Raw genomic sequence first — 22,250 nt, forward strand, 5'->3', positions numbered from 1 at the left:
CACCTGGCCAGCGAAGACGGAATGAGTAAGTCGCCCGGTCGCGCGTTGTTCAGGTCACCAGTTTGGTGACCGTCTCGATCGTATCGGCTTCTGCTGCAGGTTTGTCCCAACGCAAGCGCGCAATGCGCGGAAAACGCATCGCAACTCCTGACCGGTGTCGCGTCGAACGATGGATGGAATCGAACTCGACTTCCAACACCAGACCGGGTTCGACCTGCCGCACCGGACCGAACCGGTCCGTTGTGTGGGCACGAATCCAGCGATCGATCTGGAGCAATTCTTCGTCGGTATAGCCGGAATAGGCTTTTCCCACCGGCACCAGCTCCAAAGAACCGTCGTCAGCCGGACGCCAGACGCCGAACGTATAGTCGGAATAGAAGCTCGACCGTTTGCCATGACCGCGCTGCGCATACATCAGCACGACATCGAGCGTCAGCGGATTACGCTTCCATTTCCACCACGGGCCTTTGGGCCTTCCAGCGACATACAGACTGTCGGCGCGTTTCAGCATCAAACCTTCGATGCCGGCGTCGCGCGCGGCAGCGCGTTTCGCCTCCAGCTCGTCCCAGGTTTCGAACGGCACCAGCGGCGACACGTCCATATGCACTGGCTTCATGCGCGCGAACCATTGTTCGAGCCGCGCGCGGCGTTGGTCGAACGGTAAGCCGCGCAGATCTTCCGTGCCGTCGGCGAGAATATCGTAGAGCCGCACGAAGGCCGGATATTGCTGGACCATCTTGGCGGTGACGGCCTTGCGGTTCAGCCGTTGCTGCAAGTCGTTGAACGGTGCCACGACAAGTGCACCATCACCGTCGCGCCGTGCGACCAGCATCTCGCCATCCAGCACCGCATCAAACCGCGTCATCTCCTCGGTGATTTCGGGAAAGACGCGGGTCACGTCGTCGCCCGAGCGCGAAAAGATCCGTTCGCTGCCGCCGCGCGCCGCAAGCTGCACGCGTATGCCGTCCCATTTCCATTCGGCGCGAAAATCCTGCGGCGCGAGATTGCGCAGATCGTTTTCTTCCAGCGGATTGGCCAGCATCAACGGCCGGAACGCGGCGCGATGATCCGGGTCGGGACGTGGGCCGGTTCCTTCCAGCCAATCGAACAGCTCGCGATAAGGCGGCTCCAGCCCGTGCCAGACTTCTTCGATTTCGGCGACGTCGATCTTAGCGCGTTCGGCGAGTGCGGTTTTGACCAGCCGCGCCGATACGCCCACACGCAGCGCGCCGGTGAGCAATTTGATCAGCGCGAACCGTTCCGAGGCGGTACAGGCATCGAGCCAGGTTTCGAGAAGCTTCGGCGCGTCGGCCCGCGACGCACGCGACACCGCGTCGACGACTTCAGTCGGCGTCGGCGCAGGCACGTTCACGCCATGTTGCTTGGGCCAGATCAACGACACGGTCTCGGCGAGATCGCCGACATAGTCGTAGCTCCAGGCGAACAATTCGGAATCGACGCGGCTGAGCACGAGGTCGCGCACCGCGGCTGCTTTCAAGGTCGGCAAGCTGAGCGTCGAGGTGATCGCAGCCAGCGCCCAGCCGCGATCGGGATCCGGCTCGTGATCGAAGTAATCGACCAGCAACCGGATCTTGCCGTTGCGCGACGGCGTGAAGTTGAGCCGTTCGAGAAGCTCGGCGAAGCGCCGCATCAGGCTGCTGCGCTTCCTTCGCTGCCGGGCTCGACGCCGCGCGTCGCAACCCACTGCATGCCCCAGTCGTGCATCGCGTGCAGCAACGGCGTCAGGCTGCGCCCGTGTTCCGTCAGGTCGTATTCGACTTTCGGCGGAACCTCGGCATAGACGGTACGGCGCACCAGCCCGTCACGTTCCAACTCGCGCAGCTGCAACGTCAACATGCGCTGCGTGATATTCGGCAACGCGCGTCGCAGCGCGTTGAATCGCAGCGTGCGATTCATGAGGTGATACAGGATCACGCCTTTCCAGCGTCCGCCGATGACGTCGAGCGTGATCTCGACCGGACATGCCGCCCAGTTGGGCGGGGCGCCTTGCGGCACGGGGACAGTACCCATCTGACACTACCCGACAAAAATGTACGTACTGGCGGACACGTAGGGCGCGGCTTAGGTCGCGGCAAGTCCAATGCCGGAGCTGATCGTCCTATGAGCAATGTTCTGATCGTGCATGCGCATCCCGAAGCGAAGTCGCTGACCGCCGCGCTAAAAAACCTCGCCGTCGAAACACTCACCGCGCAAGGCCATACGGTTGACGTATCGGATTTGTACGCGATGGGCTGGGACGCGGTCGCAGATCGCAACGACTTCACCGCACCGGTGAATCCCGACCGGCTGCACTACGCGGCGGAATCGAAACACGCCTTCGCGTCGGGAACGCAAACGCCGGACATCACAGTCGAACAGCAAAAGCTGCTGTGGGCCGACGCGGTGCTCCTTACGTTCCCGATGTGGTGGTTTGGCATGCCCGCAATTCTGAAAGGTTGGGTCGAACGCGTCTTCGCCTATGGCTTTGCCTATGGGGTTGGCGAACATGGCGGCGAACGTTGGGGCGACCGCTACGGCGAAGGGACGCTGCGCGGACGGCGCGCGATGCTCACCGTCACGATCGGCGGACGCGAACCGCATTACAGCGCACGCGGCGTGAACGGCCGGCTCGACGATCTGCTGTGGCCGATCCAGCACGGCATTCTGTTCTATCCCGGCATGGATGTGCTGCCACCCTTCGCGATCTATCAGACGGACCGGCTACGCGAAGAAGAATGGCCCGCTGTTGCTGCTGCCTACCGGCAACGGATCGAACGCCTGTTCGACGACGCGCCGATCCCGTTCCGCAAACAGAACGCCGGCCACTACAACGGACAACAGGTGCTGAAAGCGGGCTTGGGTGTCGGTGAAGGCGGCACGCGCATTCATCTGATTCAGCCGGGGGATCCGGCTGAATCCAGCGTGTGAAGCTACGCCTCGTCGTCCTCAAAGCCGACGAGGCGCAACGCGCGCGCTTTCATCCCCTCCAGCTCAGCCATGCGCAGCAGCGCATCTTCGCGCCCATGCGTGACCCAGACTTCGCCGCGCACGACTTCGTGCAAGGTGCGGCAAAGCTCATCCCAATCGGCGTGATCCGAGATCACCAGCGGCAGCTCGACGCCGCGCTGCTTGGCGCGTTGGCGCACCTGCATCCATCCCGACGCGACGCAGGTGACTGGATCGGGCAAACGGCGTGACCAGCGCTCGCTGATCTCGGATGGCGGCGCGAGCACCATCTGGCCCGCCATGTCGTTCTTCTTCGCCGTCGTTGCGGGACGCAGATCGCCCAGCGGAATGCCGAGCCGTTCGTACAATTCGCACAGAGGCTGCAGCGCGCCGTGCAGCCAGATTGGCTGATCCCAGCCGGCGCGACGCAGCAGCGCGATGACGCGTTGGCATTTGCCAAGCGAATATGCGCCGACCACGTGCGACCGTTCGGGATAGAGCGACACCGAATGGAGCAGCTTCGCGATCTCATCTTGCGGGTCGGGGTGGCGGAAGATCGGCAGGCCGAACGTCGCTTCGGTGATGAACACGTCGGCTTCGACCGGTTCGAACGCGTCGCAAGTCGGATCGAAGCTGCGCTTGTAATCGCCCGACACGACGACCCGCGATCCGCGCCAGTCGAGCACCACCTGCGCCGAGCCCAGCACGTGACCGGCGGGAACGAAGCGCAATTTCACATCGTTGATCGTGAGATCCTGGCCATAGGGCAAGGACTGCAACGTCGCGCCCGCCTGATCGCCGTAGCGTGCCTGCATGATTGCGATCGTTGCCGGCGTTGCCAGCACATGCCCGTTATTTGGGCGCGCATGATCGGCATGGCCGTGCGTGATCACTGCGCGCGACGCGGGCCGCGTCGGATCGATAAAAAAGTCGCCGGGCTCAATCCACAATCCGCCCGGACGGACTTTCACCCAGCTTTCAGCGCGCGGCGTTTGCATCATGTTCAACTTAGCGCGGCTGCGGCGCTTCGCCATCACGAGATCAAACAACCAGCCATTAAGAGTTGAGATCGGATCCTAATCATAAGAAACAGGACCGAGTCGGGATGCGTTGCTACGCTTTCGCTTTGGCGATCGTCGTTTCGCTGTTCAGCGTCGCACCAACTGCGCGCGCGGCAACGGCGCTGCACGTCGCTTTCCCTGAGCTTCCGCCGATCGGCCCGGAAGCCGCAAAAGGCGTGGTGATTTACAGCCACGGCCGCTCACTCAAAAACGAAGACATGGACTCGCCGCCGCCGGCCTATCTCGCCTCGCTGGCGCATGACGGGTGGGACGCGTTGCGGTTCGATCGTCCGACGCGCGAAGATTCCCTGCCCGCAAGCTCCGCCGATCTGGCGCGCCGCGTTCAGGCGTTGCGCGACAAAGGCTATAAACGCGTCGTTCTGGCTGGCCAATCGTTCGGCGCCTTCCTGTCGTTGATGGCAGCCAGCCAGGCGAAACAAGTCGACGCGGTGATCGCGACCTCACCGGCCGCGTTCGGCAGCTTCAACGACAGCTATGATACGTGGCAGATGAACGCCACCGAGCTGTACAAGCATCTGAAGACCTTACGGCAGACGCGCGTACTGCTCGCCTTCTTTCACCGCGACGACTACGACCCGGGCGGGCGCGGTGTGCGCGCCGAAGAAATCCTGACCGTGCGCCGCTTGCCGCATCTGGTGATCGACCAGCCGCGCGAATTGGCCGGCCATGTCGCGGGCGCCACGGACGTTTTCGCCAAACGCTATGGCCAGTGTCTTGCGCGCTTCATCGACGGCGCCAAAGTCGATGCGCGCGGTTGCGACACGATCAATACGCCCGCCCCCGAACAAGGCAGCGAAGTGGTGGTCGGCTCGGGCTCGTAATAGGGTTGCGCAATGCGCTCGACCCACCTCACCCGCTTTATTGATGCGCCGCGCAGCGACGTCTATCGCGCGCTGACCGACGCGAAATCGGTTGCGATCTGGATGGTGCCCGACGGCATGACCTGTCGCGTGCATCAGTTCGAGGCGCAGGAAGGCGGCGCGATCCGCATCTCGCTGACCTATGATCGAGCGGACGGACACGGAAAAAGCGACAACCATACCGACACGTATCACGGTCATTTTGTGCAGCTCGTCCGTGACGAGCTGGTGGTGCAGCAGATCGAATTCGAGACCGACGATCCCGCCATGCAGGGCGAGATGCTGATCACCTTTATTCTTACCGATGCGCATGGCGGCACCGAGATCCATGCGACGCACGACCAGCTGCCGCCTGGCTTGTCCGAGGATGACAATGAAACCGGCTGGGCCATGTCGCTCGACAAGCTGACCGCGCTGGTCGAAGCCAATTCTGCTTGACCGTCTTGTTGATCGGTTCACCCTCTCGCCCCGGGGAGGAACCATCATGAAAAGATTTCTGATCACCGCTGCTTTGTTGTTGCCGGTCGCCGCCTTCGCGGCAGAAGGCCCGATGACAGGTCCCGCGACCTGGACCTGGAACGCCAAGGAATCCAAAAGCTCGACCACGCCGCCGAAAGCGATGGTCCTGAAAGTCACCAAAGACGACGGCACCAAACTCGCGTGGACGATGACTGCCACCGACGCCAAGGGCAAAACCCAGAAGATGAGTTGGTCGGGCGAATATGACGGCAAAGAACGGCCGGCCTCGAATGGCGGCGCAGCTGCATTCAGCAAAGGCAGCGACGGCGCCGTGAAGATTGCCTTCAAAGAGAAGGATGGCAGCACCGGCGACGAAAGCTGCACCGTCAGCAGCGACAAGAAGAAGATGACGTGCAAGGGCACGATGAAAGGCAAAGACGGCAAGACCGCCGACTACACCGACGTCTACGATCGCTCGTAAGCGTCAACACGAACGGCAAAGGGCGCTCCTTGCGGGGCGCCCTTTTTTCATTACTGCTCACAATCGTCCCAGGTACCGAAGCGACGGTTCGTTGCGATCGGTTTTGGTGCGGATCTGTCGAACACGCATCGCACCGGCAATTCGCCTTGACCGGCCTGCGCAACGCTTCGCACGTTGTGATCCAGGAGGACTTTCACGATGCGAATTCTGCTGTTGGCTGCTGCGTTATTGTTGCCGGTCGCCGCGTCTGCGGGCGACACGATGGTCGGCGGTCCGTCGACCTGGACGTGGAACGCCAAAGAATCGACGTTGCCGCCCGGCTCGCCGGCACCAAAGTCGCAGGTGATGAACGTCACCAAGGACGACGGCACGACCGTCGACTGGACGATCACCGCCGTCACCGCCGACGGTCAGACGACGTCGAAAAGCTGGTCGGGACCGTTCGACGGCAAGCTGCGTCCGGTACAAGGCCGCGACGGCGTCAGCGTCGGTTTCGGTCCCGCCGGCAAGAACGCATATCTGGTCAAATGGGAAATGACCAACGGTGCCACCGGCACCGAGACTTGCACGCGCAGCAACGGCGGCAAGAAGATCACGTGCAAATGTTCGGCAAAGCTGCCGGACGGAAAAACCATCGACTATGTCGACGTGCTCGACCGGAATTAGGCCGCGACGCGGCCTCCCGGTTTTCAGCTCTGCCGAAGAACTGAAAACCGGGAGCGCTACGCGCTATTTCGACGCCGCCTGCTCGATCATTTTCACAACCGCTTTCGGCTGCGAAATATAGACCGTGTGCGCCGCCTTGAGTTCGATCGTGGTGGCGTTCGCGCGCTTGTACATCGAGCGTTCGAGATCGGGATTGATGGCGCGATCGTTGGTCGCGACGATCGCGTAGCTCGGCTTGGTCTTCCATGCCGGCTTGATGGATTCGCCGCCCGCCGACTTCACCGACAGCGGAACTTGCGAGATCGCCATGAAATCGGCCTGCGCCTTGGGAAGGTCGGCGGCAAAGTTCGCATGGAACGTGGCGCGGTCGAGCAGCAGGAACGCACCGTCCTTGGTCGGCACGACCGTGCGCGCCGGCGCCGGGTTGCTCGCCTGCAGCTTGCCCAGACTCTCGCCAACCTCGGGCATGAACGCGGCGACATAGACGAGGCTGTTCACGTTCTGGTGGTTGCCGGCTTCGCTGATGATCATGCCGCCGTAGGAATGGCCGACCAGCACCGCCGGGCCATCCAGCGCATCGAGCACACGGTTGGTCGCTGCAACGTCATCTTCGAGCGAGGTTTCGGGTGGCTGGACGATGCTCACCGTGTAGCCGTCCTTGATCAGAAGATCGGCGACCGGCTTCCAGCCCGATCCGTCGGCGAAGGCACCGTGGACAAGCACGACGTTCTTGGTCGCTGCGTTGGCCGGCGCAGCCAGGCCCAGCAACGCGATCGCGGCAGTCGCACCCAGCAGATGACGAAGTTTGGTCACGGCAGATCCTTTGTGAGGTTGCGCGCACACGCGCATGGCCGCGCCGATCGGTCTTGTTCAATCGCAGCCAATTTGCAGAGCAAAAACAAAAAGGGCGGCCGAAGCCGCCCTTTTGCGTCAGGCCGCAGCGCTAAGCTGCGGGTCGTCCAAGGTCGCGGCCACCGCGTGCACGATGGCGGCGATGCGGACCGCATCCTGGATCGCTTCTTTCGAAACGCCGGCTTTGAACAGCTCCTGCTCGTGCGCTTCGATGCAACGGCCGCAGCCATTCACCGCCGACACGGCCAGCGACCACAATTCGAAGTCGACTTTCTCGACGCCGGGATTGGCGATGACGTTCATGCGCAGCTTGGCCGGCATGGTCATGAAGTCTTTGTTCGAAGCCAGATGCGTGAAGCGATAATAGATGTTGTTCATCGCCATGATCGCGGCAGCGGCGCGGGCCGCCTTGTTCGCGTCCGGCGACAGCGCATCACCGGCAGCCGCATCGATTGCGGTCACGACTTCGGCGTTACGCGATGCCAAGGCCGATGCCAGGGCCGAACCCCAAGCCTGTTGCGGCGTCAGCGCGGTCGAGGACGCGATCTGCGACAGGTTCAGTTTCAAATCTTTGGCATAGTCCGGCAGACGCTCTTTCAACGCGTCGAGCGACATCGAATTCTCCTAATCAGGAAAGAAGGTGGCGGCGCCCCAGACGAGCGCCGCCAATCAAACAATTACGCAGCGGGCTTGAGGACCTCTTGGCCCTTCTGCCAGTTGCAGGGGCACAGCTCGTCCGTCTGCAGCGCGTCGAGAACGCGGATCACTTCCTGCGGATTGCGGCCGACCGAGAGGTCGTTGACCGACGCGAAACGGATGATGCCATCCGGATCGACGATGAAGGTCGCGCGCAACGGCACGCCTTCTTCCTGATGCAGAATGCCCAGCGCGTTCGACAGTTCGCGCTTCACGTCGGCCAGCATCGGGAACGGCAGGTTCTTCAAATCTTCGTGATGCACGCGCCATGCGTGATGCACGAATTCGGAATCGGTCGACGCGCCGAGAAGCTGCGCATCACGATCGGCGAATTCGCTGTTGAGCTTGCCGAAGGCGGCAATCTCGGTCGGGCAGACGAAGGTGAAATCCTTCGGCCAGAAAAACACGACCAGCCACTTGCCCTTGTAGGTGTCGTTCGAGATCACCGGGAAATCGACCTTCGGATGGTCGAGGGTCGTGGCGGCTTTGAGTTTGAACTCGGGAAAACGGTGACCGACGGTCAGCATGCGGGGCTCCTGAAGGGGTCTGGTTGTTTAGAACGGTTCTAAACTAGACGCCATTTCTCGGCCGGCAAGCCCCGCCCGTCAAGACCCTCGCGCTAGACGCCCGCGACCGGCACAAGCCGTCGCACCGCATCTGCTGCAACCCGTGCGGCGCGGTCGACAAAGGCGTGGAAATCCAACTGACTATCCTCGCCCGCGAGGTCGGACATGGCGCGCACGATGAGCCAGCGCACGCCGTACGCGACAGCGATCTGGGCCACCGCCGCCGATTCCATATCGATCGCGACACCGCCATGCAGCGCGCGCAGACAGTCCCGGGTCACGGCGCAAGCGAGGTAGGTGTCGCCGGTCAGCACACGTCCGAACCAGGTCGGCTCGATCCCGACCATCGCCTTGCGCGCCGCTTCAATCATGGCGGGATCGGCGTCGAGTTCGGGCGGCTCGGTCGGCGGAATCGTCGGCAAGGCGCCGGGACGGTACGGCTCGATCCGCTCGGCGCGCAGCGCACCGTAATCATGCTGCACGACCGAAGTTGCGATCACGACGTCCCCGACGCCCAGCGCCGGATCAAGCCCGCCCGCAACGCCCGAGAACACCAACGCACCGCATCCATATTTCTCGCACAACAAGGTCGCGGCCAACGCTGCATTGACCTTGCCGATGCCGCATTCGACCAGCGCGACTGGATTGCCGTCCAACGTGCCGATGTCGAAGCGCAAGCCCGCGCTGGTGTCGCTGCGTTCGATCTGCAGGTGATCGCCGAAATGCACGCGCTCTTCGGGCATCGCGGCGAGAATACCAACGCGGACTGTCATGGCAGTGTGCTCGCTCCGTCGCCCAAAGCGCGTTGCAGGAAAACGATGCCGGCCCAGCGGCCGAATTTGAATCCGATATTCTGAAAGCCGCCGACCTGATCGAAGCCGCAGCTTTTATGCAGCTCGATCGACGCGTGATTGTCGGTGCCGCCGACCACGGCGACCATCTGCCGAAAGCCGGCGGCGGTGCAGTCGTCGATCAGTCGGCGCAACAAGACGCGGCCGACGCCGCGCCTATGCCAATCGGGATGGATATAGACCGAGTCTTCGACGGTGAAACGATAGGCCGAGCGCGGCCGGAACGGACCGACATAGGCGAAGCCCGCGATCACATGGTCGATTTCCGCGACCAGATACGGAAATTTCTGCGCCACCAGATTGGCGCGGCGCTGTTCCATCTCGTCGAGCTTGGGCGGCTCTTCTTCGAACGTGCCGATACTGTGCTCGACAGCGTGCGCGTAGATCTTGCACATCGCCTGCGTGTCGGCCTGTGTGGCCGGCCGTAACAACGCTGCGGTCATGCGAGGTCTCCTCTCCTGCGGCGAGACGGCCGCACATTCTTCGCCCTCTACCTATATTCTCTGCCCGTGACCACCCTGCCCCCGAACATCGAAGCCTGGTTTGCGCATCGCGGCTGGACCCCGCGCGAGCATCAATTGGCGATGGTCCAAGCAGCGGTGGACCAGACGAGCGCGCTGCTGATCGCGCCAACCGGCGCGGGCAAGACCCTGGCCGGCTTTCTGCCCACCCTGGTCGAGCTGGCGGAACGGCCACGCCAGGGCCTGCACACGCTCTATATCTCGCCGCTCAAAGCGCTGGCGGTCGACATCCACCGCAATCTCGAACGGCCGATCGCCGAATTGCGGCTGCCGATCCGCGCCGAGACGCGCACCGGCGACACGCCCGACGTCAAGAAACAGCGCCAGCGCAAATCGCCGCCGCAAATTCTGATGACGACGCCCGAAAGCCTGGCGTTGCTGCTCGCCTATCCGGACGCCGAAGACATGTTCCGCCCGCTGCGCACGATCGTGATCGACGAGCTGCATGCGCTGGCCGGAATCAAGCGCGGCGATCTTCTGTCGCTGGGCTTGGCACGTCTCGCAAGCCTGGCTCCTGCGGCACGGCGCGTCGGCCTGTCGGCAACGGTCGCACAACCGAACTTGCTGCGCGGCTATTTGTCGAAGACGGGTGCCGACGCAACCGACGTGCGCCTGATCCGCGGCCGTGCCGGCGCACGCCCCGAAATCAGCGTGCTGGAAACGCGCGAACGCATGCCGTGGTCGGGCCATATGGCCGTGCATGCGATGCCCGAAGTTTACGAACGGATCAAAGAAACCAACACCACGATCGTGTTCGTGAACACGCGTGCCCAAGCGGAGCTTTGCTTCCAAGCGCTCTGGCGCGTGAATGAAGACAATCTGCCGATCGGGTTGCATCACGGCTCGCTGGCAATCGAGCAGCGTCGCAAGATCGAAGGCGCCATGTCGCGCGGCGAGTTGCGCGCGGTGGTCGCGACGTCGTCGCTCGATCTCGGCATCGATTGGGGCTCGGTCGATCTGGTGGTGCAGGTCGGCGCCCCCAAAGGCGCGTCGCGGCTGATGCAGCGCATCGGCCGCGCCAATCACCGGCTCGACGAGCCAAGCCGCGCGCTGCTGGTGCCAGGCAACCGCTTCGAACATCTCGAATGCCGCGCGGCCATTGACGCGATCGATGCAGGCGAGCTGGACGGCGATCCTGTGATCTCGGGCGGGCTCGACGTGCTGGCGCAGCACGTGCTGGGCACCGCCTGCGCCGGGCCGTTCGATCCGGATGCGCTGTATCGAGAAGTGCTGGGCGCGGCGCCGTATTTCGGCCTGGCCCGCAAGGATTTCGACGATGTGGTCGACTTCGTTGCCACCGGCGGCTATGCGCTGGGGGCCTACGAACGTTTCAAACGTTTGAAGAAACGCGAGGACGGGCATTGGGAGCTTGCGGACAAAAGCTTTGCCCGCGCCTATCGCTTGAATGTCGGAACCATCGTCGAATCCACGATGCTCAAAGTACGCATCAATCGTGGCCCCGTGGTCGGCGAAGTCGAAGAATATTTCGGCTCGACCTTGGTCCAAGGCGACACGTTCGTGTTTGGCGGCCAGCTGCTGCGCTTTGTCGGTATCAAAGACATGGTGATGGACGTGGTGCGCGGCGGCCAAGGCGAGCCGAAAGTGCCGGCCTATGCCGGCGGGCGCATGCCGTTGACGACGCTGCTCGCCGATCGCGTGCGCGGCATTCTGCATGATCCGTCGAAATGGCCCGCGCTACCCGAAGCGGTGCGCGAGTGGCTGGAGCTGCAGCGTTGGCGTTCGACGACGCCCAGCCCCGATGCGTTGCTGGTCGAAACCTTTCCACGCGGCGACCGCGAATACATGGTCGCCTATTGTTTCGAAGGGCGACAGGCGCACCAGACGCTAGGCATGCTGATCTCGCGCCGCATGGAGCGCATGGGATTGGGCCCGCTCGGTTTCGTCGCGACCGATTATTCGCTGGCGACCTGGAGTTTGCGCAGCCCGACGACCGCGCAGCTGGTCGAGCTGTTCGACGAAGATATGCTGGGCGACGATCTCGAAAGCTGGATGGACGAAAGTTCGTATCTGCGCCGTACCTTCCGCAACGTCGCGGTGATCGCCGGGCTGATCGAACGGCAATTGCCGGGGCAACGCAAAAATACGCGACAAGTCACCTTCTCCAGCGACCTGATCTACGAAGTGCTGCGCAAGCACGAACCCGACCATGTGCTGTTGCGCGCGACACGCCACGATGCGGCCCGCGGCCTGACCGACATCGAACGCGTCGCTTTGCTGCTGAAACGCGCCCGCCACAAGATCGAACATCGCGCGCTGGACCGTGTCTCGCCGCTGGCCGTGCCGGTGCTGCTGGAAATCGGGCGCGAAGCGGTGCATGGCGAAGCACGCGACGCAATGCTTGAGGAAGCCGAAGCCGACCTCGTACAAGAAGCAACCGCGCTGGTGGCCGAACCGCGCGCACCGAAAAAATCCACGCGACGATGAACCAGTACGAATTTGCGCTCGGGGAAGCCCGCCTCGTCCCCGACCTGAGCGGCGCGCTGTGGTGGCCGGACGAAGCGACCATGATCGTCGCCGACCTGCATCTCGAAAAAGGATCGAGCTATGCGCAGCGTTCGGCGCAATTCCTGCCGCCCTACGACACGACCGCGACGCTCGACAAACTGGAACGCGCCATCCGGTGTCTGCATCCGTCGCGCATCATCGCGCTGGGTGACTCGATCCACGACCCGCGCGCGGTCGAACGGATCGATGACGGACAAGCAGCGCGCGTTGCCGCGATCACCGAGACCGTCGAATGGATCTGGGTCGCGGGCAATCACGATCCGTCGCCGCCAGTTGGCTGGGGCGGTCGCGTCGAGCAGGAAATCACGATCGGCCCGCTGACCTTCCGCCACGAAGCGCAGATCGGCGCGCTGCGCGAAATCAGCGGCCACTATCATCCCAAGGCGCGCGTGCCGGCGCGCGGCTCGTACGTGCACGGGCGTTGCTTTGCACACGATCGCAAACGCGCCGTGCTGCCTGCCTTCGGCGCCTATGCCGGTGGCTTGAACGTGCTGGATCCCGCCATCGCAACCTTGTTCGAACCGGATTTCGCCGTGACCGTGATTGGCAAGCAGCGTCTGTTCCGTTTCGCCGCGGCGCAGCTCGCGTGACGTCGCTCGTCTGGTTTCGCCAGGATCTGCGTCTCGACGACAATCCGGCCCTGCAAGCAGCCGCCGCGCGCGGCGAAGCGATCGTCGCGCTCTACGTGCATGACGAAGCCAGCGAATGGGCGCCGGGCGGTGCCAGCCGCTGGTGGTTGCATCACAGCCTGGCGTCGTTGAGCGCCGATCTCGCCAAGAAGAACATTCCGCTGGTGTTGCGACGCGGCCGCGCCGATCGCATCGTGCCGGCGCTGGTGCGCGACGTCGAAGCCGGCGCCGTGTTCTGGAATCGGTGCTACGAGCCGCACGCAATCGCGCGCGACAAGGCGCTGAAAGCGTCGTTGCAAGCGGACGGGATCGAGGTCAGCAGCTTCAACGCGTCGTTGCTGCGCGAACCCTGGACGATCGAAACCAAAAGCGGCGGACCATTCAAAGTCTTCACGCCGTTCTGGCGCGCCTTGTTGAGCCAAGGCGATCCGCCGCCGCCGCGCGCGGCGATTGCAGCCCAGCGCGCAACGATCGACGCGCCGCCCAGCGACGCGCTGGCGTTGTTGCCGACCAAGCCCGATTGGGCCGGCGGTCTACGCGACGATTGGGAGGTCGGCGAGAAAGCGGCGCAGGATCGGCTCGACGAATTCTGCGAGCATCTTCTGCAAGGCTACAGCACCACGCGAAACCTGCCCGCGACCGACGGCACGTCGCGCCTGTCGCCGCATCTGCATTTCGGCGAGATCTCGCCGCGCCGCATCTTTCATCGCGCACGCGCCGCTGGCGTCGATGCCGAGACGTTCTTGAAGGAATTGGGCTGGCGCGAATTCTCGTACCACCTGCTGTTTCACTTCCCGACCTTGCCGGTCACGCCACTCTATCCGCGTTTCGAGAAATTCCCGTGGCGCACCTCGCAGAGCGATTTGCGCGCCTGGCAGCGCGGCCAGACCGGGTATCCCTTGGTTGACGCAGGCATGCGGCAACTTTGGCAGACCGGCTGGATGCACAATCGCGTGCGCATGGTCGTGGCGTCGTTCCTGATCAAACATCTCTTGCTTGATTGGCGCGACGGCGAACGTTGGTTCTGGGACACGCTGGTCGACGCCGACCTCGCCAGCAACGCAGCCAGCTGGCAATGGGTCGCGGGCTCGGGCGCCGATGCGGCGCCCTATGTGCGCGTATTCAATCCGACGCTCCAGGGCGAGAAGTTCGACGCCGACGGCGCCTATGTCCGCCGCTTCGTGCCCGAACTGGCCAAGCTGCCGGCGAAATGGATCCACGACCCGTCCGCCGCACCCGACGACGTGCTGCAAGCAGCCGGCGTCGTGCTGGGAAAGACCTATCCAACGCCGATCGTTGCGCATAAGCAGGCACGCAGCCGCGCATTGGCGGCGTTCGAAGCGACCAAGGAGACAGCATGAAGCGTGTGGCGATCATCGGCGGAGGACTCGCCGGACTCGCTGCTGCCGCTGCGCTCGAAGACCGCTTCGACGTGCTGCTCTACGAGACCGCAGCCACGACCGACAGCGAGCCATTGCCGTTGTTGTTCGATCCCGCCGCCGACCAGGCGACCGCGGCGCTGCTGCGCAAGTTGAACCTGCCGACCGTACCCTTCGTGCCCAGCTTTGGCGTTGCGCGCAGCGACGGGCCGGCGCTGCTGGTGCGCAAACCCAATCGCATCCAAGGGTCCTGGCGCCCGTCGCGCCGTGTTTTCGCGCAAGCACTGCGCGCCATGGCCGAAGCGCCGCAAGGCGAGCGGCGCAGCACCGAAGAATGGCTGCGTGTCGCAATCCCCGAACAGGCGGTGCGCGAAACGCTGATCGCGCCGCTGGCAAGTGCAGCGACCGGCCTGGCCGACCGCCGCTGGCAGAACCTGCCCTTGGCCGAACTGCTGGCTGCGTGGCGCGCGCAAGGTCCAGGTGCCGCGGGTGCATCCTGGTCGCACGTTGCGGGCGGCGCGCGCGCCGTGCACGCAGCGCTGCTGCGCCATCACGCGCAGCGTCTGCGTCTGTCGACGCGCGCGGTGAAGCTGCAACGATCGCCGATCGGGATCGACGTGCTCGACTCCGCCAATGGCTTCGAACGGTTCGATGCGGTCGTGCTGGCGCTGGCGCCGGCGACCTCGATGCAGCTTCTGATCGATGCCAGCGTCGAAGAGCGGCGCGCCTTCGGTGGCTTCACCTTTGCGACGCGGCGGATCGTGCTGCATGACGATGCGCGCTTCGCGCCGGCCGATGGGACCACGATCGGCGTTACACGCCAGGCTGGCACCGACATGCGCAGCTTGACGCTCGGATCGGGCGACGAGGCGCGCTTTGTCAGTTTCGATGTTCCCGACTTGGCGCTCGACGGAGTCCATCTCGACACCACGCAGCCATGGATCGTGCCGGATTCGAACGGGCACGCGGCGCAGGCACGGCTTGATTCACAGCAAGGCCGCAACCGGACCTGGCATGTCGGCACGCATCTCGGCGACGGCACCGTGCGCGCAACCATCGAGACCGTGACCGCGCTGGCAAATCGTCTGCACTGATCGCGCAGCAGCCACGCAACGGCGCGCACTGCGTTGACGGGCGCGCGCCATGGACCCACGCTCCGCGCCCATGCAGGACGCTCCACTGACCTCACCTGACTCGCCGACCAAGGGACGGCTACTCGCCGAAAGCGCGACGCGCTTTCCCGTCGATGCGTCGTTGGATCTGAAAGCGCTCGCCCACGAGCTGCTGGAAGAGTTCGAGCGGTTCGATCACGAGGCCGAGGACGATCCACGCGGCAATCCGGTTCAACGTCTGGCGTTGTCGATCAGCCACCGGCTCGAAACCGGCGCCCTGTCGCGCGGCGCGCTGGAACAGCTGATCCAGTATTTGACGGTGCACGGGTTCCGCGATCGCGCACGCCGGTTGCGCCTGGCGCTGGGCGAGCTTGACCCTGCCGCCAACGAAGCCGCCCTCGCCGCTCTGTTCGAACGCGCTTTCGATCGTGCCGGCAGTTTTGAGTCAGCGCGCTGGCTGCTGGAACGCGATCTCTACGGGCTGGTGCTGACCGCCCATCCGACGTTCAGCCTCAGCGGCGCGCTGATGCGCGACCTGGCGTTGCTCGCCACCGGCATGGACGACGATGGCGCGCCGCTCGACGCGGCGACGATCAAGCAATTGCTGGCGCGCGTCGCGGCCAGCGAACATCACGCCGACGAGCCGCTGACCCTGGCGCGCGAACAGACTCTATCGATCGACGGGCTGGAACGTCTGCAACTGGCGTTGCGCCGCATCTGGCGCATCGCGCTCGAGCGTGCCGCTGCGCGCTGGCCCGATCGTTGGCGCGAATTGACGCCGCGCCTGATCACGACCGCAAGCTGGGTCGGGTACGATCTCGACGGCCGCTCCGACATTTCGTGGAGCGACACGATGCTGCGCCGGCTGGTGGCGCAAGGACGGCAGCTGCGCGCGCTGACACGCGAAGCATCACGCCTGCGCGCCGCTGCTGGCGGTTCGGACGCGCTGGGCGCGTCGCTGGAATTGCTCGAAGCCAAACTGACCTTGGCGACCGGCACGGTCGATGACGAGATCGCCACCTTCGAACGCGTGCGCGCCGACGATCCCGCAACCTTGGAACCAGTGCGCGCGCTATCGCAGCGGCTGAATGCGCGCGGCAGCGAACGGCTGACCAAAGTCGAACCGTTGCTGGCGCTGATCGAACGCGCCTTGCGCGCCGCCGATGGCAATGCGCCACTCGAACGCGATCTGATCGTGCTGCGTGCCGAGCTCTGCGCGGTCGGGCTTGGCAGCGCGCGGACCCATGTCCGCATCAACGCGACCCAGCTACACAACGCGATCCGCAAATCGGTCGGGCTCGACACCGCACCCGACGATCCGCGCCATCGTCTGTCCTATCTGCGTGCGATCGAAGAGCTGATCGACACTGTCGAACCGGTCACGATCAATTTCGGCTCGGTCGCAACCGAGCGCACCTCGGCCAAGCGCCTGTTCATGCTCGTGGCGCAGATGCTGAAATATGTCGACGGCACGACGCCGGTGCGGTTCCTGGTCGCCGAGACCGAAAGCGCCTTCACGATTCTGACGGTGCTCTACTACGCCAAGCTGTTCGGCATCGAAGACAAGATCGAAATCTGCCCGCTGTTCGAAACCGAGAAGGCGCTGCAGATGGGCAGCCGCGTGATCGAGCATCTGCTGGAGTCGGAAAGCTACCGCACCTATTTGAAGCGCGTCGGCAAACTATGCGTGCAGACTGGCTATAGCGATGCCGGGCGCTATCTCGGCCAGACGCCTGCTTGCGGCTCGATCGAGCGCTTGAAAGAACGCATCTTGCGCCTGTTCGACCGGCCCGAACTGGCGGGAGTCGAATTGGTGTTCTTCGACACGCACGGTGAATCGATCGGACGCGGTTGTCACCCGGGCGGGATCGAAGCGCGGCTCGATTATATCTGCACGCCGCAATTCCGCGCCGCGCTCGACGCGGATGGCGTGCGCTTCAAACAAGAGACGAGCTGGCAGGGTGGCGACGGCTATTTGTGGTTCCAGACCGAACCGCAGGCGCTCGCGCTGCTGACGCGCATTCTGACTTGGTTGATCGAACCGCCTGCGGCCCAGCACGACCGCTATTACGAAGATCGCGACTGGGCGACCGAGTTTCTGACCACGGTCAAAGAATTCCAGACCTCGTTGATGGACGATCCCGCCTATGGCGCGCTGTTGACGACGTGGGGCGCGAATTTGCTGTTCACCACCGGCAGCCGCCCCAGCAAACGCGAAGGCGACGGCGATGCGCGTCCGTCGGCGTCGCAACTGCGCGCCATCCCGCACAATGCGGTGCTGGCGCAGCTCGGTTTGCTCGCCAACACGATCGGCGGCGTCGGCGAAGCGATGAAACGCGATCCGGCTGCGCTCGCCGATATGTACGCCAACAGCCCGCGCTTTCGCCGTATGTTGTCGCTGATCGAATATGGCCGCGCCGTGTCGCGTCCGATCGCGCTGTCGGCCTATATCGACACGCTGGATCCGGGACTGTGGTTGGCGCGCGCCGCCAAGACCAAAGACGCGCATCGCGCTGAATCGATGCGGCGCATCGCCGAGATGCTGGAAGAATGGGGCGTGCACGTGCAGCTGGCCAAGGTCGCGCGCAAATTGTGCGATGACGCGGCGCTGCTCGACCGACATTTGACCTCCCTGCCCGATCGCGAGCCGACCTCGGTCGATCCGCATACGCGCGCCAAGTTGGCTTTGCTGCATGCAGTGCGCTTGGCGCTGGTGCATGAAGTGTTTCTGCTGGCGACGGAAATTCCCGAATTCTCGACCCGGCATGACGTTGCCAACCGCCGCATCTTTCTGCGCGTGCTGCAGCTCGACGTGCCGAGTGCGGTCGGCGCGCTGAAACGCATCTTCCCCGCAACCGGCGACGGTGTCGGCCAAGGCGATTGGGGTGAGCCTGCGTCCTACGTGTCGGATGAAAGCCAGGATTATCGGCGCGAGAATGTCGCGATCTTCGAACCGATGCTGGCGCTGCACGAGCTGGTGCGGCGATGTTCCAGCGCCATCGCGCACCGGATCGGATTCATCGGGTGAGCGCAGCGTTGACTCAGGGCGCGCCGAAAGAGGATATCCGCCTCGGCATTCTGAACATGACGCTCTCGGTCGCGCTGTTCGCGGGGATGAGCGTGCTGGTGAAATGGCTCGATCGGTTTCCCGCGATCGAGCTCGCTTTTTTCCGCCAATGTTTTGCGATGGTGCCGATCGCGCTGATGTTGTGGCACGCGGGCGGCGGGTTGCGCCTGCTGAAAACCGAACGACCGGTCGGCCACGCGACGCGCGCGCTGATCGGATCGACCTCGATGATCCTGGTCTTCTCAGCGTTTCAGATGTTGCCGCTCGCCGATGCAACCGCGCTGAGTTTCGCACAGCCGCTGTTTCTAACCGCGCTGGCAGGACCGTTGCTGGGTGAAAAAGTACGCTTGCATCGCTGGTCGGCGGTGATCGTCGGATTCATCGGCGTCGTCGTGATGGCGCGCCCGGTCGAACTTCTGTCGGGCAGCTTGAATCTCGGCGTGGTGGTCGCGCTTGGTTCGGCGCTGACGTCGGCATTGGCGATGGCGACCGTGCGGCAGCTTTCGCGCAGCGAAGCGTCGCTGACCATCATCTTTTATTTCAGCGCCATCGGCGCGGTGTTATTGGGGCTGGCGACGGCGGTGTTTCATTTCATCGTGCCGTCGGTGCAGTTCGTCACACCGACCTGGCACGAAATGCCGTTGGTGATTGCGGTCGGGCTGCTCGGCGGCACGGCGCAGTTCTTTTTGACCCAGGCCTATCGCTTCTCGCCCGCGTCGGCGCTGTCGCCGTTCACTTACACGGCGCTGATCTGGTCGACGTTGCTGGGTTGGGCGGTGTGGGCCGACGTGCCGTCCTGGGCGACGATTGCAGGCGCTGCGATCGTCATTGCCTCAGGCCTCTACATCATCTGGCGCGAAACCTATCGCCGCGTCGTCGTGGTCAAAGCCGGCCCGGTTTCACCTGCGGTCGGCGACTGACCGGATTTTAGTGCTTCACCAGCGGAATCAGACGCTGGATCAGCGTGTCGTCATAGCTCTTCGCCAACGCGTCGGCGGCGTCGTCCATGCCCATGCGGCGCAAGGTGCGCTGCCGGTGTTTGAGCTTGTAGCCCGCCACAGCGCGCTGCATCGGCAGGTCGCCAAGTAGACGACCGTTATGGTCGCGCAGCTTCACCATCAGCTGATCGAACAGCTTCTCGTCATTCTCCGGACCGCGCGCGTCGAGCGGTTTGCCGGCACCGACCTGCCGCGTGAGATGGTTGGTCAGCACCGTGGCGGCGAATTTCAGCTTGCCCGCCTTGTTCACTTTGGCGAACTGCAGCAGCAGCGGATCGATCTTGGCGTCGTCGGGCACGCGGCCCGTCAACACGTCGGCGAACTGACCCAGCGCAACCGCGCGGTTGGCGTGCTGCTGGAAGAATTCGTCGATGATCTTCGCGCCCGAGAAGAGTTCGGCGACGATGGAGTCGAGGAGCTGCAGAACATGTTCGTCCTGCGCGATGTCCATGCAGGCGAGCAGCTTTTCGATCTTGCCGCCCTGGCTGCCGAAACCGAACAGCCAACGGCAGACCGCCTGTTCGTGCAGCCAGATCGCGTCTGGACCGCCAACTTGCTGCAGCTGTTTCCAGGCTGCATCTGGATCGGTCTCTTCGAATTTCGGCAGGGCGCGCTGCTGCTGAATGGCTTTTGCTTTGCGCGAGCCTTCGTCGATCAGTCGGCCGAGAACGGCGGCACGATCTTTCATCTCGACGCCCGAGCGCGCGGCCTGCGCGATCGCGACCTTGTGCAGCGCCGCCATCAGCAGGGACGGATGGTCGTCGTTGAGTTTGCGGATATAGGTCCAGTTGTGCATCAGCTCGATCGCTGAGATCTGGAACTTGTCGCAGAAGGACTGCAGCAGACCCTGGATGCAGAGGCGCGACTCAGCGCTGAAGAACATCTCCAGCGTCTCGCAGACCGGACCCGCATCGGGGTCGCCACCGACGGTCAGCGGCTTGTCGACGTCGGCCGCGGCCTTCTCGTGGAGGATGACGGTTTCGACCTGGGTGCCGGCGCCCGAGCGCTGGCGCTTGATCTTGACCTCCTCGTAGTAGCCGCTGCTGAGGAGCGATCGCGCATAGCGCATCGCTGCCTGTTCTTCGTCGCGGACCGAGTCAGTCAGCCACCGCCCGTCGCGGAAGCCGGAGATTTCAAACGTGATGGTACGATTCTGGACCATATGACTTCCGAAAACATCGCGCGGCGTTTGGTGCCATGAGCATTGCACCCTACGCTACTTGACGGAGTATGAACCGGTCCCTTAGCACGAGCCTCGCCGCGGCGAGGTACCCGCGAGCAAGTGGACCAGGAATTCCGATGCCCTACGTCGTCACCGAAGCATGCATCAAGTGCAAATACACCGACTGCGTCGAGGTTTGCCCAGTCGATTGCTTCTATGAGGGCGAGAACATGCTCGTCATTCATCCCGACGAGTGCATCGATTGCGGCGTCTGCGAGCCCGAATGCCCGATCGAGGCGATCGTGCCGGACAGCGACCCCAAGGCCGAAGCGCTGCTGGAAATGAACCGCAGCTTCTCGGAGCTGTGGCCCAACATCACCCGCAAGAAGGCCGCCCCGGCCGATGCGGACCAGTGGAAAGACGTCCCGAACAAGTACGCCGAGCACTTCAGCGACAAGCCCGGCGACGGCAGCTGACCCAGAACCCGGCAAGGCCGGGCCACCCTGCGTCGTAAACAGGCTTACCGCCTGCTTAATTCACTCTCGTAAGTTGCGGGAATTGCCGACAAATGTCGGTATCTCTTGCAAATACCTGATAGTGCGCGTATATTCGCGCCTTCTGGTCGGTCGCCGACCGAAATCACGGCCCTTCCGAATGCTTGTCGTCACCCCATCTGGTGACGCGAGGATCTGTTTGTGCCCGGGCGCCTCATAGCTGGAAACAGCTTGGGCCTTACGTGCGACCAGCCTGCGTGAGAGCAAGGAAGACGATGTCCCAAAAACAGAAGCTGGAGTTCGCGGCCGGTGACCTGGTGGTCTATCCGGCGCACGGCGTTGGCCGGGTCGATGGTGTTGAAACCCTGCAAGTCGGCGGTCAGTCCGTCAGCCTGTATGCGATCACCTTCGAAAAGGAACGCATGAAGCTGAAGATTCCGGTTTCCAAGGCGATGACGTCGGGCCTGCGCCGTCTCGCAAGCAAGGACCGGTTGAAGACGGCGCTGGACACGCTCCAGGGCAAGAGCCGGGTGAAGCGCACCATGTGGAGCCGCCGCGCCCAGGAATACGAAGCAAAGATCAATTCGGGCGACCCCGTCTCGATCGCTGAAGTGCTGCGCGATCTGCGCCGCAACACCGACAGCAGCGAGCAGTCCTACAGCGAACGCCAGATCTATCAGGCGGCGCTGGAGCGTCTGGCGCGCGAAGTTGCTGCGGTCGAAAAGATCGACGAGCCCAAGGCGGCCCAGAAGCTTGAGCAGATCCTGCTGAAAGCAGCCTGATCTACGTTCGCCCGACCGTTAGAAGACGGCGCCGGCCCCACCAGGGCGGCGCCGTTTTTCGTTGTGAGAAGTCGGCGACCGACAGCCGCGCCACCGCAGCAAGCCGTGACGTATGCAGCTG

At 63.6% G+C, this 22,250-nt stretch carries 22 protein-coding genes; 13 read left to right on the plus strand and 9 right to left on the minus strand.

The window, feature by feature from the left end; all coding sequences use genetic code 11:
* Window positions 1–49: 49 nt before the first annotated feature.
* Both TMPK1_RS07075 and TMPK1_RS07080 read right to left on the minus strand, forming a co-directional pair.
* Window positions 50–1,651: a cisplatin damage response ATP-dependent DNA ligase gene (locus tag TMPK1_RS07075; RefSeq protein WP_420242258.1), complete on the minus strand. Its 1,602-nt coding sequence runs from the start codon at window positions 1,649–1,651 to the stop codon at window positions 50–52.
* Window positions 1,651–2,031, minus strand: coding sequence for a winged helix-turn-helix transcriptional regulator (locus TMPK1_RS07080; protein WP_420242259.1), 381 nt, complete (start codon window positions 2,029–2,031; stop codon window positions 1,651–1,653). Before TMPK1_RS07080 ends, TMPK1_RS07075 begins: the two co-directional genes overlap by 1 nt.
* A 90-nt stretch (window positions 2,032–2,121) precedes the next feature.
* On the opposite strand from TMPK1_RS07080, the gene TMPK1_RS07085 reads away from it, so the two are divergent.
* Complete coding sequence (locus TMPK1_RS07085) at window positions 2,122–2,928, plus strand: NAD(P)H-dependent oxidoreductase (RefSeq protein ID WP_420242260.1); 807 nt, start codon at window positions 2,122–2,124, stop codon at window positions 2,926–2,928.
* Window positions 2,929–2,930: 2 nt separating this feature from the next.
* Here TMPK1_RS07085 and TMPK1_RS07090 read toward each other — a convergent pair whose 3' ends face one another.
* Window positions 2,931–3,944, minus strand: coding sequence for a ligase-associated DNA damage response exonuclease (locus TMPK1_RS07090; RefSeq protein ID WP_420242261.1), 1,014 nt, complete (start codon window positions 3,942–3,944; stop codon window positions 2,931–2,933).
* Window positions 3,945–4,051: 107 nt separating this feature from the next.
* Between TMPK1_RS07090 and TMPK1_RS07095 the strand changes: the two genes are divergently transcribed.
* From TMPK1_RS07095 to TMPK1_RS07110, 4 genes are all read left to right on the plus strand, one after another.
* The gene (locus tag TMPK1_RS07095; protein WP_420242262.1) at window positions 4,052–4,849 is read left to right on the plus strand and encodes an alpha/beta hydrolase; all 798 of its coding nucleotides are present in this window, start codon (window positions 4,052–4,054) and stop codon (window positions 4,847–4,849) included.
* A 12-nt stretch (window positions 4,850–4,861) separates the two neighbouring features.
* Window positions 4,862–5,326, plus strand: coding sequence for an SRPBCC family protein (locus TMPK1_RS07100; RefSeq protein WP_420242263.1), 465 nt, complete (start codon window positions 4,862–4,864; stop codon window positions 5,324–5,326).
* 46 nt (window positions 5,327–5,372) lie between these two features.
* Complete coding sequence (locus tag TMPK1_RS07105; protein ID WP_420242264.1) at window positions 5,373–5,828, plus strand: hypothetical protein; 456 nt, start codon at window positions 5,373–5,375, stop codon at window positions 5,826–5,828.
* A 198-nt stretch (window positions 5,829–6,026) separates the two neighbouring features.
* On the plus strand, window positions 6,027–6,494 hold the full coding sequence (locus tag TMPK1_RS07110; RefSeq protein WP_420242265.1) for a hypothetical protein: 468 nt from the start codon (window positions 6,027–6,029) through the stop codon (window positions 6,492–6,494).
* 63 nt (window positions 6,495–6,557) lie between these two features.
* Here TMPK1_RS07110 and TMPK1_RS07115 read toward each other — a convergent pair whose 3' ends face one another.
* The 5 genes from TMPK1_RS07115 to TMPK1_RS07135 all read right to left on the minus strand — a co-directional run bounded on the left by TMPK1_RS07115 (window position 6,558) and on the right by TMPK1_RS07135 (window position 9,902).
* Window positions 6,558–7,307 (minus strand): alpha/beta fold hydrolase, encoded by a 750-nt coding sequence (locus TMPK1_RS07115; protein ID WP_420242266.1) that lies wholly within the window; start codon window positions 7,305–7,307, stop codon window positions 6,558–6,560.
* Window positions 7,308–7,424: 117 nt separating this feature from the next.
* Complete coding sequence (ahpD, locus tag TMPK1_RS07120; protein ID WP_420242267.1) at window positions 7,425–7,961, minus strand: alkylhydroperoxidase, AhpD family; 537 nt, start codon at window positions 7,959–7,961, stop codon at window positions 7,425–7,427.
* A gap of 62 nt (window positions 7,962–8,023) precedes the next feature.
* Window positions 8,024–8,569, minus strand: coding sequence for a peroxiredoxin (locus TMPK1_RS07125; RefSeq protein WP_420242268.1), 546 nt, complete (start codon window positions 8,567–8,569; stop codon window positions 8,024–8,026).
* 92 nt (window positions 8,570–8,661) lie between these two features.
* Complete coding sequence (locus TMPK1_RS07130; protein ID WP_420242269.1) at window positions 8,662–9,381, minus strand: 5'-methylthioadenosine/adenosylhomocysteine nucleosidase; 720 nt, start codon at window positions 9,379–9,381, stop codon at window positions 8,662–8,664.
* Window positions 9,378–9,902, minus strand: coding sequence for a GNAT family N-acetyltransferase (locus tag TMPK1_RS07135; RefSeq protein WP_420242270.1), 525 nt, complete (start codon window positions 9,900–9,902; stop codon window positions 9,378–9,380). Before TMPK1_RS07135 ends, TMPK1_RS07130 begins: the two co-directional genes overlap by 4 nt.
* A 66-nt stretch (window positions 9,903–9,968) precedes the next feature.
* Here TMPK1_RS07135 and TMPK1_RS07140 point away from each other — a divergent pair, with 66 nt between their 5' ends.
* The 6 genes from TMPK1_RS07140 to TMPK1_RS07165 all read left to right on the plus strand — a co-directional run bounded on the left by TMPK1_RS07140 (window position 9,969) and on the right by TMPK1_RS07165 (window position 19,613).
* Entirely contained in the window at window positions 9,969–12,425 is a 2,457-nt protein-coding gene (locus TMPK1_RS07140; RefSeq protein ID WP_420242271.1) for a ligase-associated DNA damage response DEXH box helicase, read from the plus strand.
* On the plus strand, window positions 12,422–13,096 hold the full coding sequence (gene pdeM, locus TMPK1_RS07145; RefSeq protein ID WP_420242272.1) for a ligase-associated DNA damage response endonuclease PdeM: 675 nt from the start codon (window positions 12,422–12,424) through the stop codon (window positions 13,094–13,096). The genes TMPK1_RS07140 and pdeM overlap by 4 nt, the downstream gene beginning before the upstream one ends.
* On the plus strand, window positions 13,093–14,496 hold the full coding sequence (locus tag TMPK1_RS07150; protein ID WP_420242273.1) for a cryptochrome/photolyase family protein: 1,404 nt from the start codon (window positions 13,093–13,095) through the stop codon (window positions 14,494–14,496). The genes pdeM and TMPK1_RS07150 overlap by 4 nt, the downstream gene beginning before the upstream one ends.
* A complete protein-coding gene (locus TMPK1_RS07155) occupies window positions 14,493–15,608 on the plus strand; it encodes an NAD(P)-binding protein (RefSeq protein WP_420242274.1) in 1,116 nt (371 codons plus the stop codon). Before TMPK1_RS07150 ends, TMPK1_RS07155 begins: the two co-directional genes overlap by 4 nt.
* A 70-nt stretch (window positions 15,609–15,678) precedes the next feature.
* On the plus strand, window positions 15,679–18,654 hold the full coding sequence (locus TMPK1_RS07160) for a phosphoenolpyruvate carboxylase (RefSeq protein WP_420242275.1): 2,976 nt from the start codon (window positions 15,679–15,681) through the stop codon (window positions 18,652–18,654).
* Window positions 18,651–19,613 (plus strand): DMT family transporter, encoded by a 963-nt coding sequence (locus TMPK1_RS07165; RefSeq protein ID WP_420242276.1) that lies wholly within the window; start codon window positions 18,651–18,653, stop codon window positions 19,611–19,613. The genes TMPK1_RS07160 and TMPK1_RS07165 overlap by 4 nt, the downstream gene beginning before the upstream one ends.
* 7 nt (window positions 19,614–19,620) lie before the next feature.
* On the opposite strand, the gene TMPK1_RS07170 is transcribed toward TMPK1_RS07165, so the two are convergent.
* Window positions 19,621–20,853 carry a hypothetical protein gene (locus tag TMPK1_RS07170; protein ID WP_420242277.1) on the minus strand — a complete coding sequence of 411 codons (1,233 nt, stop codon included), beginning with the start codon at window positions 20,851–20,853 and terminating at the stop codon, window positions 19,621–19,623.
* A gap of 137 nt (window positions 20,854–20,990) precedes the next feature.
* Here TMPK1_RS07170 and fdxA point away from each other — a divergent pair, with 137 nt between their 5' ends.
* On the plus strand, window positions 20,991–21,329 hold the full coding sequence (gene fdxA / locus TMPK1_RS07175) for a ferredoxin FdxA (RefSeq protein ID WP_420242278.1): 339 nt from the start codon (window positions 20,991–20,993) through the stop codon (window positions 21,327–21,329).
* Window positions 21,330–21,622: 293 nt separating this feature from the next.
* Window positions 21,623–22,129 (plus strand): CarD family transcriptional regulator, encoded by a 507-nt coding sequence (locus TMPK1_RS07180; protein ID WP_420242279.1) that lies wholly within the window; start codon window positions 21,623–21,625, stop codon window positions 22,127–22,129.
* The last annotated feature ends 121 nt before the right edge of the window (window positions 22,130–22,250 follow it).

The sequence above is a fragment of the Roseiterribacter gracilis genome, assembly GCA_018332375.1.
In the GTDB taxonomy this organism is placed as follows: domain Bacteria; phylum Pseudomonadota; class Alphaproteobacteria; order BOG-932; family Roseiterribacteraceae; genus Roseiterribacter; species Roseiterribacter gracilis.

What these genes read in the sequence shown, in the direction of transcription:
- TMPK1_RS07160 (WP_420242275.1), top strand. Translation starts at nt 15,679, where the DNA reads ATGCAGGACGCTCCACTGACCTCACCTGACTCGCCGACCAAGGGACGG.
- TMPK1_RS07130 (WP_420242269.1), bottom strand. Translation starts at nt 9,381, where the DNA reads ATGACAGTCCGCGTTGGTATTCTCGCCGCGATGCCCGAAGAGCGCGTG.
- TMPK1_RS07090 (WP_420242261.1), bottom strand. Translation starts at nt 3,944, where the DNA reads ATGCAAACGCCGCGCGCTGAAAGCTGGGTGAAAGTCCGTCCGGGCGGA.
- TMPK1_RS07085 (WP_420242260.1), top strand. Translation starts at nt 2,122, where the DNA reads ATGAGCAATGTTCTGATCGTGCATGCGCATCCCGAAGCGAAGTCGCTG.
- TMPK1_RS07075 (WP_420242258.1), bottom strand. Translation starts at nt 1,651, where the DNA reads ATGCGGCGCTTCGCCGAGCTTCTCGAACGGCTCAACTTCACGCCGTCG.
- TMPK1_RS07125 (WP_420242268.1), bottom strand. Translation starts at nt 8,569, where the DNA reads ATGCTGACCGTCGGTCACCGTTTTCCCGAGTTCAAACTCAAAGCCGCC.
- TMPK1_RS07155 (WP_420242274.1), top strand. Translation starts at nt 14,493, where the DNA reads ATGAAGCGTGTGGCGATCATCGGCGGAGGACTCGCCGGACTCGCTGCT.
- TMPK1_RS07095 (WP_420242262.1), top strand. Translation starts at nt 4,052, where the DNA reads ATGCGTTGCTACGCTTTCGCTTTGGCGATCGTCGTTTCGCTGTTCAGC.
- TMPK1_RS07180 (WP_420242279.1), top strand. Translation starts at nt 21,623, where the DNA reads ATGTCCCAAAAACAGAAGCTGGAGTTCGCGGCCGGTGACCTGGTGGTC.
- TMPK1_RS07080 (WP_420242259.1), bottom strand. Translation starts at nt 2,031, where the DNA reads ATGGGTACTGTCCCCGTGCCGCAAGGCGCCCCGCCCAACTGGGCGGCA.
- TMPK1_RS07105 (WP_420242264.1), top strand. Translation starts at nt 5,373, where the DNA reads ATGAAAAGATTTCTGATCACCGCTGCTTTGTTGTTGCCGGTCGCCGCC.
- pdeM (WP_420242272.1), top strand. Translation starts at nt 12,422, where the DNA reads ATGAACCAGTACGAATTTGCGCTCGGGGAAGCCCGCCTCGTCCCCGAC.
- TMPK1_RS07135 (WP_420242270.1), bottom strand. Translation starts at nt 9,902, where the DNA reads ATGACCGCAGCGTTGTTACGGCCGGCCACACAGGCCGACACGCAGGCG.
- TMPK1_RS07100 (WP_420242263.1), top strand. Translation starts at nt 4,862, where the DNA reads ATGCGCTCGACCCACCTCACCCGCTTTATTGATGCGCCGCGCAGCGAC.
- TMPK1_RS07110 (WP_420242265.1), top strand. Translation starts at nt 6,027, where the DNA reads ATGCGAATTCTGCTGTTGGCTGCTGCGTTATTGTTGCCGGTCGCCGCG.
- TMPK1_RS07170 (WP_420242277.1), bottom strand. Translation starts at nt 20,853, where the DNA reads ATGGTCCAGAATCGTACCATCACGTTTGAAATCTCCGGCTTCCGCGAC.
- ahpD (WP_420242267.1), bottom strand. Translation starts at nt 7,961, where the DNA reads ATGTCGCTCGACGCGTTGAAAGAGCGTCTGCCGGACTATGCCAAAGAT.
- fdxA (WP_420242278.1), top strand. Translation starts at nt 20,991, where the DNA reads ATGCCCTACGTCGTCACCGAAGCATGCATCAAGTGCAAATACACCGAC.